We start from the raw sequence: 18124 nt of genomic DNA on the forward strand, positions 1-18124 counted from the left end.
ATGGCGCGCACTATACGGAGGCTCTTTTAAGCTGTAAACCCCCGATTTCAAAAAAGTTTGAAAAAAGTCTCCGGTGGCAGGCGTGAGGATGTTTCTGAGGCGGCGATGAGGATTTTTCCAGCGTTGTCTGAGCCTGAAATTTCCCGTTTCAATACGCGTATGCCAAACTAACCCGCATATAGACAAGGTGAAATTTATCTAATGGCCGATTGGCAGTCCCTCGATCCCGAGGCCGCTCGTGAAGCGGAAAAATACGAAAACCCTATTCCTAGCCGCGAACTCATCCTCCAGCACCTTGCTGATCGGGGTTCGCCTGCTAGTCGCGAGCAGTTGGTAGAAGAGTTCGGTCTGACCACAGAGGACCAACTTGAAGCTTTGCGCCGCCGCTTACGCGCCATGGAGCGCGACGCTCAACTGATCTACACCCGCCGCGGCACTTATGCGCCGGTGGACAAGCTCGACCTGATCCTCGGTCGTATCAGCGGCCACCGCGACGGCTTCGGCTTTCTGGTGCCGGATGACGGTAGTGACGACCTGTTCATGAGCCCGGCGCAAATGCGCCTGGTATTCGATGGTGACCGTGCCCTGGCCAGAGTTTCCGGCCTGGATCGTCGTGGTCGCCGCGAAGGCGTGATCGTCGAAGTGGTATCTCGTGCCCATGAAAGCATCGTGGGGCGTTACTTTGAAGAGGGCGGTATTGGCTTTGTGGTAGCAGATAACCCGAAGATCCAGCAAGAAGTGCTGGTGACGCCGGGGCGTAATGCCAATGCCAAGGTCGGTCAGTTCGTTGAAGTGAAGATTACTCACTGGCCGACGCCGCGCTTCCAGCCACAAGGCGACGTAGTTGAAGTGGTTGGCAACTACATGGCGCCGGGCATGGAAATCGACGTTGCCCTGCGCACCTACGATATTCCCCATGTCTGGCCCGAGGCCGTGCTCAAAGAGGCTGCCAAGCTCAAGCCGGAAGTGGAGGAGAAGGACAAAGAGAAGCGCATCGATCTGCGTGATCTGCCTTTCGTCACTATCGACGGTGAAGACGCTCGCGACTTCGACGACGCGGTGTACTGCGAAGCCAAGCCTGGCAAGCTGCGCCTGTTCGGCGGTGGCTGGAAACTGTACGTGGCCATTGCCGACGTCTCCAGCTACGTGAAGATTGGTTCAGCTCTGGATGCTGAAGCCCAGGTGCGTGGCAACTCGGTGTATTTCCCCGAGCGGGTTATCCCGATGCTGCCTGAGCAGCTTTCCAATGGCCTGTGCTCGCTGAACCCGAAAGTTGATCGCCTGGCCATGGTTTGTGAGATGACCATCTCCAAGTCCGGCGAAATGACCGATTACCAGTTCTATGAAGCGGTGATCCACTCCAAGGCGCGACTGACCTACAACAAGGTCAGCGCCATGCTCGAGCAGCCGAAAACCACCGAAGCCAAGCAGCTGCGCGGTGAGTACGCGGATGTCGTACCGCACCTTAAGCAATTGTATGCGCTGTACAAGGTCCTGCTCGGTGCTCGCCATACCCGTGGCGCCATCGACTTTGAAACCCAGGAAACCCGGATCATCTTCGGTTCCGAGCGCAAGATCGCCGAAATTCGTCCAACCACGCGCAACGATGCTCACAAACTGATTGAGGAGTGCATGCTGGCGGCCAACGTGGCCACCGCCGAGTTCCTCAAGAAGCACGAGATTCCGGCCCTGTACCGGGTGCACGACGGTCCGCCGCCGGAGCGTCTGGAGAAGCTGCGTGCCTTCCTTGGCGAGCTGGGCCTGTCCCTGCATAAAGGCAAGGATGGTCCTACGCCGAAGGACTACCAGGCGCTGCTGGAAACCATCAAGGATCGTCCGGATTACCACCTGATCCAGACCGTGATGCTGCGCTCGCTGAGCCAGGCGGTGTACAGCGCTGATAATCAGGGCCACTTCGGCCTGAATTACGAAGCCTATACCCACTTCACTTCGCCGATCCGTCGTTACCCGGATCTGCTGACCCACCGGGCCATTCGCAGTGTCATCCACTCCAAGCAAGACACGCCGCACGTGCGTCGAGCCGGAGCGATGAGTATTCCGAAAGCGCGTATCTATCCGTACGACGAGGCCATCCTCGAGCAGCTCGGCGAGCAGTGCTCGATGAGTGAGCGTCGCGCCGACGAAGCCACTCGTGACGTGGTGAACTGGCTCAAGTGCGAGTTCATGAAGGATCGCGTCGGCGAATCCTTCCCTGGCGTGATCACCGCGGTCACCGGTTTTGGTCTGTTCGTCGAACTCACCGATATCTACGTCGAAGGCCTGGTGCATGTGACTGCGCTGCCAGGTGACTACTACCACTTCGATCCTGTGCATCACCGCTTGGCGGGCGAGCGCACCGGTCGCAGCTTCCGCTTGGGCGACACCGTGGAAGTGCGGGTCATGCGCGTAGATCTGGACGAGCGCAAAATCGATTTCGAGATGGCCGAAAAGACCATTGCTGCACCTATTGGCCGCAAAAAGCGGGGGGCTGCGGACGTGCCGGCGAGCAAGGCAGTCGAAGAGTCAGCTCCAGCGAAGGCGGGGCGTCGCAGCTCTGCCAAGGAGAAAGCGGTCGAGGCTTACCGTCCGAGCGATGCGGCGGCAAAAAACGCCGAAGTACGCAAAAGTCGTGAAATGAAACAGGCGCTGCTGGCGGGAGCCAAAGGCGGTGGTAAAGCGGCGTCTGGGGGAAAGTCCGGCAAATCGGCTCCGGCCAGAGACAGCGACCGGCCAGCCAAACCGAGCAAGCATCGTAAAGGTCCGCCCAAGGCGGGCTCCGCTTCCGGCGCGAAAAGCGGCGGCGCGCGCAAACCTAAGGCCAAGTCATGAGTCAGTTGGAAAAGATCTACGGCGTGCATGCTGTAGAAGCGTTGCTGCGTCACCATCCCAAGCGGGTCAAGCAGATCTGGTTGGCTGAAGGGCGCAGTGACCCACGGGTTCAGGTGCTGGTTGATCTGGCTGCGCAGAACCGTGTGTCGGTCGGCCAGGCCGAGCGTCGTGAGATGGACGCCTGGGTTGAAGGCGTGCATCAGGGGGTGGTGGCGGAAGTCAGCCCAAGCCAGGTGTGGGGCGAAGCCATGCTCGACGAACTGCTGGATCGCACCGAGGGCGCGCCGCTGTTGCTGGTGTTGGATGGCGTGACCGATCCGCACAACCTTGGCGCCTGCCTGCGTACCGCCGATGCGGCGGGTGCCCTTGCGGTGCTGGTGCCCAAGGACAAGTCGGCCACTCTGACCCCGACCGTACGTAAGGTGGCTTGCGGCGCTGCCGAAGTGATTCCGCTGGTGGCGGTGACCAATCTGGCCCGTACCCTGGAAAAGCTTCAGCAGCGCGGCCTGTGGATCGTCGGTACCGCCGGCGAGGCCGAGCAGGAGTTGTACGATCAGGACCTGACCGGCCCGACCATCATCATCATGGGGGCCGAAGGCAAGGGCATGCGTCGCCTGACTCGCGAGCACTGCGACTATCTGGTGCGCCTGCCAATGGCCGGCAGCGTCAGCAGCCTCAACGTCTCCGTGGCCACGGGTGTCTGTCTGTTCGAAGCCATGCGCCAGCGCGGCGCCAAGGCCAAGGCCGTCGCCAAGAAAGCCTGATCTATCCCGTAGGAGCCGGCTTGCCGGCGAACCACGCCTTGCCGTCCATTGCCGGCTCGTTGGCTCCTGCAGGTGATTGTTCAAATAATCACCAATTGCCTTGCGCCGCTGTTCCCCCTTCTCTACAATTGCGCCCCTTGCCGTGACGGCAGGCGCATATGTGCCTACTAACAGGCAAGACACACCAGTGTCATTCACTCCTTGTCTGACCGCTTATAGGCGGCAGGCTACAACCCGTAAGGAGCATTCATGCGTCATTACGAAATCATCTTTTTGGTCCACCCGGATCAAAGCGAGCAAGTCGGCGGCATGGTTGAGCGTTACACCAAGCTGATCGAAGAAGACGGCGGCAAAATCCACCGTCTGGAAGACTGGGGCCGTCGTCAACTGGCCTACGCAATCAACAATGTTCACAAGGCTCACTACGTGATGCTGAACGTTGAGTGCACCGGTAAAGCCCTGGCTGAGCTGGAAGACAACTTCCGTTACAACGATGCTGTGATCCGTAACCTGGTCATCCGTCGCGAAGAAGCCATCACTGGCCAATCCGAGATGCTCAAGGCTGAAGAAAACCGCAGTGAGCGCCGTGAGCGTCGTGACCGTCCTGAGCATGCTGACAGCGCCGATGGCGATGACAGCGACAACAGCGACGCCAGCGATAACGCTGACGAGTAATCCACGGACCTTTTGAGGAGCCAATTACATGGCACGTTTCTTCCGTCGTCGTAAATTCTGCCGCTTCACCGCTGAAGACGTGAAAGAGATCGATTACAAAGATCTCAACACTCTGAAAGCCTACGTATCCGAGACCGGCAAAATCGTTCCAAGCCGCATCACCGGTACCAAAGCTCGTTATCAGCGTCAGCTGGCCACCGCTATCAAGCGCGCCCGCTTCCTGGCCCTGCTGGCCTACACCGACAGCCACGGCCGCTGAGACCGGGCAGTCGACAAGTAGTAAGGGATTGAATGCATGCGCGCCTTAGCTGAGTTCATCATGCGCGGTCGTATGCAGGCCACTCTGGTAGTGGCTGGCTGTTCGGCATTGCCGTTGTTGTATTGGTTGGGTGCTGCCGCGGGGAGCCTGGTGCTTCTGCGGCGCGGGTTGAAGGATGCCCTTGGTGTCCTCGCTCTGGGAATGCTGCCGGCTTTGTTCTGGTGGCTGGCGTTCGATGACCCGCGAGCATTTCTGGTGCTGGTGGGGTCTTCGAGTCTTGCGTTGGTTTTGCGCGCAGGCGAGTCCTGGAGCCGCGTGCTGCTGGTCAGCATAGCGATGGGGTTGGTGTTTGCTGGAGTCCTGGGTGCGGCTTTCCGCCCTCAGATCGAAGCGTTGTCGCAGGAATTGATAAAGATCCTGCCGATGGCCTTGGGTGAGGTCTACCAGCAGTTATCGGTTGAAGAGCGAGCTCGTCTTGCCACGCTGATTGCACCGATCCTGACCGGCCTGATAGCGGCCTTGTTGCAAGCCATCAGCGTGCTGAGCCTGATTCTTGGGCGTTACTGGCAGGCTGTGTTGTATAACCCGGGTGGTTTTGGTCGCGAGTTTCGCGCCATCAGAATCCCTCTTGGGCCAGCGATGTTGCTGCTGGCGTGCATGTTGGTGGGGCCGAACTTCGGACCTCAACTGGCCATGCTCACGCCGATGTGCAGTGTCCCGCTGGCTTTTGCCGGGCTGGCCCTGATTCACGGGCTGGTGGCGCAAGGGCGACTGGCCAGATTCTGGCTGGTGGGGTTGTACGTCACGCTGTTGCCATTCATGCAGCTGATCTATCCGTTGCTAGTGGTCCTGGCCATTGTCGACAGTCTGGTTGATTTTCGCGGTCGTTTGGCGCCGAAAGACGCCGATAACGCGAACGGTGAAGGTTAAAAGTTAAGAGGATTTTCACATGCAACTGATCCTTCTGGAAAAAGTCGCCAACCTGGGCAACCTGGGCGACAAAGTGAACGTTAAGGCTGGTTACGGCCGTAACTACCTGCTGCCTTACGGCAAAGCCACCGCTGCTACCGCTGCCAACCTGGCTGCGTTCGAAGAGCGTCGTGCTGAGCTGGAAAAACTGGCTGCAGACCGTAAAGCTTCGGCTGAAAGCCGCGCTGCCCAACTGGCCGAGCTGGAAGTGACCATCACTGCCACCGCCGGTGACGAAGGCAAGCTGTTCGGTTCGATCGGCACCCACGACATCGCTGATGCACTGACCGCCTCCGGCGTTGAAGTTGCAAAAAGCGAAGTTCGTCTGCCGAACGGCACCATCCGCAACGTAGGTGAATTCGACGTAGCCGTGCACCTGCACGCTGAAGTTGAAGCAACCGTACGCGTTGTCGTGGTGGCTGCTTAAGCAGTACCAAATCGTCTGGCACCTTGTGTGGCTGACGGTTAACATCGGGCACGATCCTGTTTACAGGTCGTGCCCTTTGTCTTTCTGCTGATCCTGATTTTCACCCCCGAATTCCAAGTGGCCATGAACGATATTTCCGCTCCCGAGCAATACGATCTGCAAACCGCTGCCCTGAAGGTGCCGCCGCATTCCATCGAGGCCGAACAGGCCGTGCTCGGTGGTCTGATGCTGGACAACAACGCCTGGGAACGCGTGTTGGATCAAGTGTCCGACGGCGATTTCTATCGGCATGACCACCGTTTGATCTTCCGCGCCATCGCCAAGCTGGCCGATCAGAACATGCCCATCGACGTGGTCACCCTGTCCGAGCAGTTGGACAAGGAAGGCCAGACCTCCCAGGTCGGCGGCCTGGGCTATCTCGGCGAGCTGGCCAAGAACACCCCGTCGGTGGCCAACATCAAGGCCTATGCGCAGATCGTTCGCCAGCGGGCGACCCTGCGCCAACTGATCGGCATCAGTACCGAGATCGCTGACAGCGCCTTCAACCCTGAAGGTCGCACCGCTGAAGAGATCCTCGACGAGGCCGAACGGCAGATCTTCCAGATTGCCGAGGCGCGGCCCAAGACCGGCGGTCCGGTGGGCGTCAACGAGTTGCTGACCAAGGCCATCGACCGCATCGATACCCTGTTCAACACCGACAACGCCATCACCGGCCTGTCCACCGGCTACACCGACCTCGACGAGAAGACCAGCGGCCTGCAACCGGCCGACTTGATCATCGTCGCCGGCCGTCCGTCCATGGGTAAGACCACCTTCGCCATGAACCTGGTGGAGAACGCGGTGCTGCGCAGCGACAAGGCGGTGCTGGTGTACTCCCTGGAGATGCCAGGCGAATCGCTGATCATGCGTATGCTGTCCTCCCTGGGCCGCATCGACCAGACCAAGGTCCGTTCCGGCCAGCTGGAAGACGACGACTGGCCGCGGCTGACCTCGGCGGTCAACCTGCTCAACGACCGCAAGCTGTTCATCGACGACACCGCGGGTATCAGCCCTTCGGAGATGCGTGCGCGGACCCGTCGCCTGGTGCGTGAGCACGGCGACATCGCGCTGATCATGATCGACTACCTGCAGCTGATGCAGATCCCCGGTTCCAGCGGTGACAACCGGACCAACGAGATTTCCGAGATCTCCCGGTCCCTCAAAGCCCTGGCCAAGGAATTCAACTGCCCGGTGGTGGCCCTGTCCCAGCTCAACCGCTCTCTGGAACAACGCCCCAACAAGCGCCCGGTGAACTCCGACTTGCGGGAATCCGGAGCGATCGAGCAGGACGCCGACGTGATCATGTTCGTGTACCGGGATGAGGTGTATCACCCCGAGACCGAGCACAAGGGCATTGCCGAGATCATCATCGGCAAGCAGCGGAACGGCCCCATCGGCTTTATCCGCCTGGCGTTCATCGGCAAGTACACCCGCTTCGAGAACCTCGCGCCGGGCAGTTACAACTTCGACGACGACGAGTAACCCGCCCGTTCGCTGGCAATTCGCTTGCCGGCGCCCAGCTGTAGGTGCCGGCTCGCCGGCGAATCGGGCTGCACCGAATTCCGACCATAATGGTCGGAATTGGTTATTTTTTGTGCTATATTCCGCGCCCGCGAATTTCCCTGTGAATCAACGCGTCCCTATCCAAGCCAACACCGGTCATCGACATGCAAGCAGCCAAGCCGTTATTTGACTATCCAAAGTACTGGGCCGAATGTTTCGGGCCAGCACCATTCCTGCCCATGAGCAGGGAGGAGATGGATCAGCTCGGCTGGGATTCCTGCGACATCATCATCGTCACCGGTGATGCCTACGTCGATCACCCCTCGTTCGGCATGGCGATCATCGGCCGGCTGCTGGAGTCCCAGGGCTTTCGCGTGGGGATCATCGCCCAGCCCAACTGGCAGTCCAAAGACGACTTCATGAAGCTCGGCGAGCCGAACCTGTTCTTCGGTGTCGCCGCCGGCAACATGGACTCGATGATCAACCGCTACACCGCCGACAAGAAAGTCCGCTCCGACGACGCCTACACCCCGGGCGGCCTGGCGGGCAAGCGTCCGGACCGCGCCAGCCTGGTGTACAGCCAGCGCTGCAAGGAAGCCTACAAGCATGTGCCGATCGTCCTGGGCGGCATCGAGGCTTCCCTGCGCCGTATTGCTCACTACGACTACTGGCAGGATCGGGTGCGCAACTCGATCCTGATCGACGCCAGCGCCGACATCCTGCTGTACGGCAACGCCGAGCGGGCCATCGTTGAAGTGGCTCAGCGCCTGTCCTATGGCCACAAGATCGAAGACATCACCGACGTGCGCGGCACCGCCTTCATCCGCCGCGATACGCCCAAAGACTGGTACGAAGTGGACTCCACCCGTATCGACCGCCCGGGCAAGATCGACAAGATCATCAACCCCTACGTCAATACCCAGGACACCCAGGCCTGCGCCATCGAGCAGGAGAAGGGCCCGGTTGAAGATCCGAGCGAAGCCAAGGTGGTGCAGATCCTTGCCAGCCCGCGGATGACCCGGGACAAGACCGTGATCCGCCTGCCGTCCATGGAGAAGGTGCGCAACGACCCGGTCCTGTACGCCCACGCCAACCGCGTGCTGCACTTGGAAACCAACCCCGGTAACGCCCGTGCCCTGGTGCAGAAACATGGCGAAGTGGACGTGTGGTTCAACCCGCCGCCCATTCCCATGACCACCGAGGAAATGGACTACGTGTTCGGCATGCCTTACCAGCGCGTTCCGCACCCGGCCTATGGCAAGGAAAAAATTCCGGCCTACGACATGATCCGCTTCTCGGTGAACATCATGCGCGGCTGCTTCGGTGGCTGTACCTTCTGCTCCATCACCGAGCACGAAGGGCGGATCATCCAGAACCGTTCCGAGGAGTCGATCATTCGCGAGATCGAAGAAATCCGCGACAAGGTTCCCGGTTTTACCGGAGTGATCTCCGACCTTGGCGGCCCGACCGCGAACATGTACCGCATTGCCTGCAAGAGCCCGGAGATCGAATCCGCGTGCCGCAAGCCGTCCTGCGTGTTCCCCGGCATCTGCCCGAACCTGAACACCGACCATTCGTCGTTGATCCAGCTGTATCGCAGTGCTCGCGCCTTGCCCGGGGTGAAGAAGATCCTCATCGCCTCCGGCCTGCGCTATGACCTGGCGGTGGAATCGCCGGAGTACGTCAAGGAGCTGGTGACCCACCACGTGGGTGGCTACCTGAAGATTGCTCCGGAACACACCGAGGAAGGTCCGCTCAATCAGATGATGAAGCCGGGCATCGGTACCTACGACCGCTTCAAGCGGATGTTCGAGAAGTACTCCAAGGAAGCGGGCAAGGAGCAATACCTGATTCCGTACTTCATCGCCGCGCACCCGGGGACCACCGACGAAGACATGATGAACCTTGCCCTGTGGCTCAAGGGCAACGGCTTCCGCGCCGACCAGGTGCAGGCGTTCTATCCGTCGCCGATGGCCACCGCCACCGCCATGTACCACTCGGGCAAGAACCCGCTGCGCAAGGTCACCTACAAGAGCGACGGCGTGACCATCGTCAAGAGCGAGGAGCAGCGTCGCCTGCACAAGGCGTTCCTGCGCTACCACGATCCCAAGGGCTGGCCGATGCTGCGCGAGGCCCTGCTGCGCATGGGGCGTGGCGACCTGATCGGCCCGGGCAAGCACCAGCTGATTCCGACCCATCAGCCGGCCACCGACAGCTACCAGAGCGCCCGCCGCAAGAACTCGACACCGGCCGGCAGCCACAAAGTGGCCAAGGAAACCAAGATCCTGACCCAGCACACCGGCCTGCCGCCGCGTGGCAGTGACGGTGGCAATGCCTGGGACAAGCGTGAACAGGCCAAGGCCGCCGCCTTCGCCCGCAACAAGCAGGCCGCCAAGGAGCGCGCCGATGCGGCCAAGGGCAAAGGCAAGAAGCCAACCCGCAAGCCGGTGGTACCGCGCTAGACAACAGAACGCCAGCTCCTCGGAGCTGGCGTTTTTGTTTTGGCTGCCGATCGCGGCGCAAGCCGGTCTTGTTGGCGATCCGCTGTCAGCGTTGGCGCATTGAGCTGGCGCTGCATTAACAGTGCGAGCGCAGCCGCTTCGGGTCATGCCGTCTGGCACATTTCTGTGCAGTGAGCTGCACAGGGATGCACCGGTTGCGCGGTTTTGGTGCTGTACTGCCCCGAGTCGTTGAACAACCCCCCGGACTTGGGCCCTGGCACAAGTCTTGCGCGGGTTCATCCACCGCTCAGGCTCGCAGGAGGCACGCCGTGTCGATTCATGTCGCATTGCACCATGTCACGCACTATCGCTACGACCGCGCCGTCGAACTTGGCCCGCAGATCGTCCGCCTGCGCCCGGCTGCCCACAGCCGCACGCGAATCCTCTCCTATGCGCTGAAGGTCCAGCCCGAGCAGCATTTCATCAACTGGCAGCAGGACCCCCAGGGCAATTATCTGGCGCGTCTGGTCTTTGCGGAGAAAACCACCGAGCTGCGGATCGAAGTGGATCTGCTGGCGGAGATGGCGGTGTTCAATCCGTTCGACTTCTTCCTTGAGCCCTACGCGCAGCAGATCCCTTTCGCCTACGCCGCCGATGAGCAGCGCGAGCTGGCGCCCTACCTGGAAACCCTGCCCCTGACGCCCAAGTTCCAGGCCTACCTGGACGGTATCTCACGTACGCCGTTGCCTGCGGTGGACTTCCTGGTGGCGTTGAATCAGCGGCTCAGCGCAGACATCGCCTACCTGATTCGCCTGGAACCGGGGGTGCAGAGCCCGGAGCAGACCCTGGTCAATGCCTCCGGCTCCTGTCGCGATTCGGCCTGGCTGCTGGTGCAGCTGTTACGCCACCTGGGACTGGCGGCGCGTTTCGTCTCCGGCTACCTGATCCAGCTCACGGCCGACGTCAAATCCCTGGACGGTCCTTCGGGTACTGAGGTGGACTTCACCGACCTGCACGCCTGGTGCGAGGTCTACCTCCCCGGAGCCGGCTGGATCGGCCTGGACGCCACCTCAGGGCTGTTTGCCGGAGAAGGTCACATTCCCCTGGCCTGCAGCCCCGATCCCTCTTCAGCGGCGCCTATCACGGGTCTTGTGGAACCTTGCGAGTGTCAGTTCAGCCATGAAATGAGTGTGGAGCGGATCTGGGAAGCGCCCCGGGTCACCAAGCCTTACACCGACGAGCAGTGGCTGGCCATCCAGGCCCTGGGCCGGCAGATCGATGTGGACCTGTCGCAGAACGATGTGCGCCTGACCATGGGCGGCGAACCGACCTTCGTGGCCATCGACGATCCCGACGGCGCCGAGTGGAACACCGCCGCCCTGGGCGCGAACAAGCGGCGTTTGGCCGCTGAGCTGTTCCAGCGCCTGCGCCAGCGCTACGGGCCTCAGGGGCTGGTGCATTTCGGCCAGGGCAAGTGGTACCCGGGGGAGCAATTGCCGCGCTGGTCGCTGAACTGCTATTGGCGAGTTGACGGTGTGCCGATCTGGCACAACAGCGCCTTGATTGCCGATGAGCACGAGGACTATGGCGCTGACGCATCATTGGCCGGGCGCTTTCTCGCCAGTGTCGCCGAGCGCCTGAAGCTGCCCGGGCGCTTTGTGTTTCCCGCCTACGAAGACCACTTCTATTACCTGTGGCGCGAGGGCCGCCTGCCCCCCAATGTCAGTGCCGAGGACTCGCGGCTGGAGGATGCCCTGGAGCGCCAGCGGTTGCGCAAGGTGTTCAGCCAGGGCCTGGATAAAGTCATTGGCCAGGTGCTGCCCCTGGCCCGCAGCGCCAAGGGTGATCAATGGCAGAGCGGCCGCTGGTACCTGCGAGACAGTCATTGCCGGCTGGTGCCCGGGGATTCCCCCCTGGGCTATCGCCTGCCCCTGGCGTCCCAACCCTGGGTGACAGCGGCGGAGTACCCCTTTATTCACCCCAACGATCCGAACCAGGATTTCCCTGAGCTGCCGGACCGGGCGCAGCTCGCAGAAGTCCCTGAGTCGGCGGTTGCGGATGAGCGCGTGCCAGAGATTGATCAGTCCGCGGATTGGCTGACCCGCACCGCGCTCTGCGCCGAGGCGCGAGAAGGGCGGCTGTACCTGTTCATGCCGCCCCTGGAGCGACTCGAGGATTACCTGCAACTGGTCAGCGTGATCGAAGCCACTGCGGCAGAGCTGCATTGCCCGGTGCTGCTGGAAGGCTACGAGCCGCCCGCCGACCCGCGTTTGAGCAACTTCCGGGTGACGCCGGACCCGGGCGTGATCGAGGTCAACGTGCAGCCTTCGGTCAGTTGGGACGAACTGGTGGAGCGCACCGAGTTCCTGTACGAACAGGCCCGGCAGACCCGCCTGACCAGTGAGAAATTCATGATCGATGGACGCCACACCGGTACTGGCGGCGGCAACCATTTCGTCCTCGGTGGCGCGACGCCGGCGGATTCGCCGTTCCTGCGCCGCCCCGACCTGCTGCGTAGCCTGATCAGCTATTGGCACAATCATCCGTCGTTGTCCTACCTGTTTTCCGGGTTGTTCATCGGCCCCACCTCCCAGGCACCCAGGGTCGATGAGGCGCGCAACGACTCGCTTTATGAACTGGAAATTGCCTTTGCACAGATGCCCGCGCCGGGCGAGGAGTGCCCGCCGTGGCGGGTGGATCGCCTGCTGCGCAACCTGCTGATCGATGTCACCGGCAATACCCATCGCGCCGAGTTCTGCATCGACAAGCTCTATGCGCCGGACGGCGCCACCGGGCGTCTCGGCCTGCTGGAGCTGCGGGCCTTTGAAATGCCGCCCCATGGGCGCATGAGCCTGGTCCAGCAGTTGCTGCTGCGGGCGCTGGTGGCGCGGTTCTGGCGCGAACCTTATGCCCCGGCCAAGCTGGCGCGCTGGGGCACTGAACTGCACGATCGTTTCCTGCTGCCGCATTTCATCGAGCAGGATTTTGCCGATGTGCTGGTGGAGCTCAATGCCGCCGGATATCCGCTGCGGGCCGAGTGGTTTGCCCCTCATCTGGAGTTTCGCTTTCCCAAGGTCGGCGATTACGCGGTCAGCGGTATCGAGCTGGAGTTGCGTCAGGCCCTGGAGCCCTGGCATGTGCTGGGGGAAGAGGGCGGGGCCGGGGGCACGGTGCGCTATGTCGACTCCTCTGTGGAGCGTCTGCAGGTCAAGGTCAGCGGGCTGACGCCGCAGCGCCATGTGCTGACCTGCAACGGTGTGGCGGTCCCCTTGCAGCCCACCGGGCGGGTAGGGGAGTTTGTCGCCGGGGTGCGTTATCGCGCCTGGCAGCCGGCCAACTGCCTGCAACCCGGGATCCCGGTACACGCACCGCTGGTGTTCGATCTGCTGGACAGCTGGATGCAGCGCTCCCTGGGGGGCTGCCAATACCATGTGGCCCATCCTGGGGGACGCAACTACGACAGTCTGCCGGTCAATGCCAATGAAGCGGAAAGCCGGCGCATGGCGCGTTTCTTTCGCCTCGGACACAGCCCCGGGAGCCTCGCGGTGCCGCCTTTGATCATCAATGACGAGCTGCCCATGACCCTGGATTTACGACGCTTCTAATCCACCTGCGACGCCCGCGATATAGCCATATCCGGGCGTCGGGGCTGTGGGTTAATCTGACTTTCCCTGCCGTCTGCCGAGTGTTCCATGCCTGACTTGCTAGACCGTTACCCGCTGACGGCGGGTACCTACCACGAGCTGCTGGATGACCAGGGTGCGGTCCGGGCGCACTGGCAGCGCCTGCTTGAACAACTGCAACGCAGCAGCCCCGCGCAACTGGCCCAGCGCCAGGCGCTGCTGACCCGGCAGATCCACGAGAACGGTGTCACCTACAACGTCTATGCCGACCCCAAGGGCGCGGACCGGCCCTGGGAGCTGGATTTGCTGCCCCATGTGATCCCGGTGGAGGAGTGGCAACTGTTGTCCGCCGGGATCGCCCAGCGGGCGCGCCTGCTCAATGCCGTACTGGCGGACCTGTACGGCCCGCAGCGACTGATCAGCGAAGGGCTGTTGCCTGCTGAACTGGTGTTCGGGCACAACAACTTTCTCTGGCCATGCCAGGGCATCCAGCCGCCCGAGCAGACCTTTCTGCACCTCTATGCAGTGGACCTGGCGCGCACCCCCGATGGTCGCTGGTGGGTCACTGCCGATCGTACCCAGGCGCCGTCCGGGGCCGGCTATGCCCTGGAAAATCGCATGATCGTGTCCCGGGCCTTTCCGGATCTGTACCGCGACCTGCACGTGCAGCATCTGGCTGGCTTCTTCCGTGCCCTGCAGGAAACCCTGGCCCGGCAGGCGCCCCGGGATGCCGAAGCGCCGCTGATCGTGCTGCTGACTCCGGGGCGTTTCAACGAGAGTTATTTCGAGCATCTGTACCTGGCGCGCCAGCTGGGTTACCCGCTGGTTGAGGGCGGCGACCTGACGGTGCGCGATGCCACGGTCTATCTCAAGACCCTCAGCGGCCTGCGTCGGGTGCACGCCATCATGCGTCGCCTGGATGATGATTTCTGTGATCCTCTGGAGCTGCGTACCGATTCCGCTCTGGGGGTGCCCGGCCTGCTGGATGCGGTGCGTCAGGGCCGGGTGCTGGTGGCCAATGCCCTGGGCAGCGGGGTGCTGGAGTCTCCAGGGCTGCTGGGCTTCTTGCCGAAAATCAGCCAGTTCCTGTTGGGGGAGCCATTGCTCCTGCCTTCCATCGCCACCTGGTGGTGTGGTGAGGCGCCCGTGCTGCAACAAGCCCTGGAGAAACTCCCAGAGCTGCTGATCAAACCGGCGTTTCCATCCCAGAGTTTCACCCCGGTGCTGGGGCGCGACCTGAGTCCCGAACAGCGCGCCAGCCTCGCCGAGCGTATGCGTGCGCGGCCCTACGCTTATGTCGCCCAGGAGTTGCCGCAACTGTCCCAGGCGCCGGTCTGGCAGGCCGAGGACGGTGGCTTGCAGCCAAGGGCCATCGGCATGCGGGTGTACGCGGTGGCCAGCGACGACGGCTATCGGGTGCTGCCCGGCGGCCTGACCCGGGTCGCCGCCGACGCCGACGCCGAAGTGGTGTCGATGCAGCGCGGTGGCGCCAGCAAGGACACTTGGGTGCTGGGGGAGCGCGCCCCCAGCGGCGAGCAATGGAAAGCCCAGCGCACCATTGGTGTTTATGACTTGGTCCGTCGTGATCCCTACTTGCCGTCGCGGGTGGTGGAGAACCTGTTCTGGTTCGGTCGTTATTGTGAGCGCTGTGACGACAGCGCACGGCTGTTGCGGATCATGCTGGCCCGTTACGTCGATGGCGACGATCCGCGAGCTTTGCTGGCCGCAGTGGACCTGGGGGAAAGCCTGATGCTGCTGCCGGATGAGGGCGAGTTGCCCGAGCGTCTGCTGGCGGCCCTGTTGGGGGAGGACTGGTCGTTCAGCCTGCGCTCCAACCTGCAGCGCCTGCAGTGGGCCGCCTCCCAGGTGCGCGGCAAGCTGTCCCGGGAAAACTGGCAGGCCCTGGTGGAGTTGCAGCGAGAAGCCCAGGAGCTGGACACCGCAGAGCCGGACTTCGGCGAGCTGCTGGATTTTCTCAACCGTCTGGTGATGTCCCTGGCAGCGCTCTCGGGATTCGCCCTGGACGACATGACCCGGGACGAAGGGTGGCGCTTCCTGATGATTGGCCGGCGCATCGAGCGCCTGCAATTTCTCAGCAGCAGCCTGGCCGCCTTCCTGCGGGGCACTGCGGTGTTCGATCAGGCGGGCTTGGAGTGGCTGCTGGAGCTGGGCAACAGCAGCATTACCTATCGCTCCCGCTACCTGGCGGTGGCGCAGTTGATCCCGGTCCTCGACCTGTTGCTGCTGGATGAGCAGAACCCCCACGCGGTGCTGTTCCAGCTCAAGCTGGTGACCCGTACCCTCAAGCGCCTCAACGATGACTTCGGCGTGCCCCGCGAGGTGGCGTTGCCGAGGCTGGTGGAGCGCCTGGCCCATGTCGACCTGGGCTGCCTGGAGAACTCCCTGTTTGGTGAGGCCAGCGTGAGAGCCGCGGTGGCGGGGCTGGCGGACCTGTTGCAAGAGATCGCCGAGGTCAGCGGCCAGGTGTCTGATCGCCTGGCCTTGCGGCATTTCGCCCACGTGGATGATGTCAGCCAGCAAACGGTGTCGGTGTAATGAGCGCGCGCTACCAGATTTTCCATGACACCCATTATCGCTACGACAGCCCGGTGTCCCTGGCCCAGCAGCTGGCGCACCTGTGGCCCCGGGTTTGCGCCTGGCAACAGTGCAGCGAGCGGCAGTTGCTGATCAGTCCCGAGCCCACCTCCCGCCGTGACGAGCAGGATGTGTTTGGTAACCCTTTGACCCGTCTGGCCTTCGAGCGGCCCCATGATGAATTGCAGGTCAACGCCCAGCTTAGCGTCGAGGTGCTGGATCGGCCGCGTTTGGACTTTGCCGCGTCCATGGCGTGGGATGTCGCCCGCGGAGCCCTGACCTACAGCGGTCGGCCGTTGCCGGTGGATTTGCTGGAGGCCAGTCGTTATCGCTTCGAGTCACCCTATGTGCATCTCAAGCAGCGCTTCGTCGAGTTTTCCGCAAGCTGCTTTGCTTCGGGGCGGCCTCTGTTGCAGGGCGTCCAGGCCTTGATGGAGAAGATCTTCAGCGAGTTCACCTTCGATGCCGAAGCGACCCAAGTGGCGACACCTTTGGTGGAAGTCCTGGAGCGTCGACGGGGTGTGTGCCAGGACTTTGCCCACCTGATGCTGGCGTGCCTGCGTTCGCGAGGGTTGGCGGCGCGCTACATCAGCGGCTACCTGCTGACCCAGCCACCGCCGGGGCAGCCGCGGCTGATCGGTGCCGACGCTTCCCATGCCTGGGTTTCGGTGTTTTGCCCGGTGCTGGGCTGGGTGGATTTCGATCCGACCAACAACGTGCAGCCGGCACTGGAACACATCACCCTGGCCTGGGGCCGTGATTTTTCCGATGTCTCGCCGTTGCGTGGAGTGATTCTTGGCGGGGGCAGCCATGACCCGGAGGTCCGGGTCACCGTCATGCCTCTGGAATAAAGCTGGAGTCGGCTTGCCGGCGAAGAGGCCGGCGGATGCTGCGTGGGGCTTGGGGAAGCCTTCGCAGGCCCGCCAGCCCCTACTGTGCCAGGTCGGGTGTTTCAGGCTTGGGGGGCTTGAGGCTCGGCGTCATCGACGCTCACTTCACCTTCAGTATCCGGGGTCAGTGTGCTGGCTTCTTCTGCAGCAGCTTTCTTGCGTTGCAGCTTTTCCTCTTTCTTCTGTTCCTTGGCCAAGTCTCGTTGACGTTTGGCGAAGGAGTAGTTGGGTTTAGCCATGGGCGATCCTCTGGGGTCGAAGGTGAGGTTGAGCGGCGCGTATTCTGCCTGTTATCGGGTGCTGACGGTTAATTGGGTTTGCTCTCGGCCCACTTGTCCGCTACCGAAGGCTTCCAGGCGTCCAGGGCATCCAGCAGGCTGGCTGGCGATTCGCTCATTTGCAGCATGTCACGGTGCGGGGCCCGGACGAAGCCTTCGCCGACGATATGGTCGAGAAATCCGCTGAGTTTTTCGTAGAAGCCGTTCACTTCCAGCAGGCCCAGAGGCTTGTGGTGATAGCCCAGTTGGCCCCAGGTCCAGACTTCGAACAACTCTTCCAGGGTGCCCAGGCCCCCAGGCAGGGCAATGAAGGCATCGCTGAGTTCAGCCATGCGCGCCTTGCGCGCGTGCATGCCGTCCACCACTTCCAGGCGGGTCAGGCCGTTGTGGCCGATTTCCTTGTCTTTCAGGCTTTGCGGGATGATCCCGATGACTTCACCGCCGGCTGCCAGGGCCGCGTCGGCCACTATGCCCATCAGGCCCACCGCGCCGCCGCCATAGACCAGGGTCAGCTTGCGCTCGGCCAGGGCGCGGCCCAGGGCCTGGGCTGCTTCACGATAGAGGGGATGGCTGCCGGTACTGGCGCCACAAAATACACAGACAGAAGTTAACGTCATGCCTTACTCCGCGGTCATTGATGGCCTCAGAGTAAAGGCTGAAAGATCTGGCTCCAAGCATTAAACCTCGCGTTGCGGGGTTTCATGGGTGCCGCTGGCGCCACAGGCGTAGGCGGCGAGCAAGCTGCGAAACAGGCTGTTGAGAGGCATGGCCAAGGCTCCTAAAAGATGTTGATGGGCAGATCTTAGAGGGCGGTTTCGCAGGGGGCTGTTTG

Annotated in this window: 13 protein-coding genes; 11 read left to right on the top strand and 2 right to left on the bottom strand. The window is 62.2% G+C overall.

Annotation, left to right across the window (positions count from 1 at the left end; translation table 11 throughout):
* Positions 1-201: 201 nt before the first annotated feature.
* The 11 genes from rnr (at position 202) to KHO49_RS03965 (ending at position 16975) form a co-directional block, all read left to right on the top strand.
* Complete coding sequence (rnr, locus tag KHO49_RS03915; protein WP_213664643.1) at positions 202-2829, top strand: ribonuclease R; 2628 nt, start codon at positions 202-204, stop codon at positions 2827-2829.
* Positions 2826-3593 carry a 23S rRNA (guanosine(2251)-2'-O)-methyltransferase RlmB gene (gene rlmB / locus KHO49_RS03920; protein WP_016964328.1) on the top strand — a complete coding sequence of 256 codons (768 nt, stop codon included), beginning with the start codon at positions 2826-2828 and terminating at the stop codon, positions 3591-3593. The genes rnr and rlmB overlap by 4 nt, the downstream gene beginning before the upstream one ends.
* A gap of 249 nt (positions 3594-3842) precedes the next feature.
* Complete coding sequence (gene rpsF / locus KHO49_RS03925) at positions 3843-4268, top strand: 30S ribosomal protein S6 (RefSeq protein WP_011058949.1); 426 nt, start codon at positions 3843-3845, stop codon at positions 4266-4268.
* 28 nt (positions 4269-4296) lie between these two features.
* Positions 4297-4527, top strand: coding sequence for a 30S ribosomal protein S18 (gene rpsR / locus KHO49_RS03930; RefSeq protein WP_002551829.1), 231 nt, complete (start codon positions 4297-4299; stop codon positions 4525-4527).
* 36 nt (positions 4528-4563) lie between these two features.
* Positions 4564-5457: a hypothetical protein gene (locus KHO49_RS03935; protein WP_102862918.1), complete on the top strand. Its 894-nt coding sequence runs from the start codon at positions 4564-4566 to the stop codon at positions 5455-5457.
* Between the two features lie 19 nt (positions 5458-5476).
* Complete coding sequence (gene rplI, locus KHO49_RS03940; RefSeq protein ID WP_020299422.1) at positions 5477-5923, top strand: 50S ribosomal protein L9; 447 nt, start codon at positions 5477-5479, stop codon at positions 5921-5923.
* A 123-nt stretch (positions 5924-6046) separates the two neighbouring features.
* Entirely contained in the window at positions 6047-7444 is a 1398-nt protein-coding gene (dnaB, locus tag KHO49_RS03945; RefSeq protein ID WP_007921486.1) for a replicative DNA helicase, read from the top strand.
* A 185-nt stretch (positions 7445-7629) separates the two neighbouring features.
* Positions 7630-9927 (top strand): YgiQ family radical SAM protein, encoded by a 2298-nt coding sequence (locus KHO49_RS03950; RefSeq protein ID WP_102862919.1) that lies wholly within the window; start codon positions 7630-7632, stop codon positions 9925-9927.
* Between the two features lie 308 nt (positions 9928-10235).
* Positions 10236-13511, top strand: coding sequence for a transglutaminase family protein (locus KHO49_RS03955; protein WP_213664644.1), 3276 nt, complete (start codon positions 10236-10238; stop codon positions 13509-13511).
* 87 nt (positions 13512-13598) lie between these two features.
* Positions 13599-16085, top strand: a complete 2487-nt coding sequence (locus KHO49_RS03960) for a circularly permuted type 2 ATP-grasp protein (RefSeq protein WP_213664645.1) — start codon at positions 13599-13601, stop codon at positions 16083-16085.
* A complete protein-coding gene (locus KHO49_RS03965; RefSeq protein WP_123391295.1) occupies positions 16085-16975 on the top strand; it encodes a transglutaminase family protein in 891 nt (296 codons plus the stop codon). The genes KHO49_RS03960 and KHO49_RS03965 overlap by 1 nt, the downstream gene beginning before the upstream one ends.
* Before the next feature lie 101 nt (positions 16976-17076).
* On the opposite strand, the gene KHO49_RS03970 is transcribed toward KHO49_RS03965, so the two are convergent.
* Both KHO49_RS03970 and KHO49_RS03975 read right to left on the bottom strand, forming a co-directional pair.
* Complete coding sequence (locus KHO49_RS03970) at positions 17077-17253, bottom strand: hypothetical protein (RefSeq protein WP_162884106.1); 177 nt, start codon at positions 17251-17253, stop codon at positions 17077-17079.
* Between the two features lie 68 nt (positions 17254-17321).
* Positions 17322-17909, bottom strand: a complete 588-nt coding sequence (locus KHO49_RS03975) for a cytokinin riboside 5'-monophosphate phosphoribohydrolase (RefSeq protein ID WP_170001577.1) — start codon at positions 17907-17909, stop codon at positions 17322-17324.
* Positions 17910-18124 lie beyond the last annotated feature (215 nt).

Source organism: Pseudomonas sp. RC4D1 (assembly GCF_018390395.1).
Classification (GTDB): Bacteria; Pseudomonadota; Gammaproteobacteria; order Pseudomonadales; family Pseudomonadaceae; genus Aquipseudomonas; species Aquipseudomonas danubii.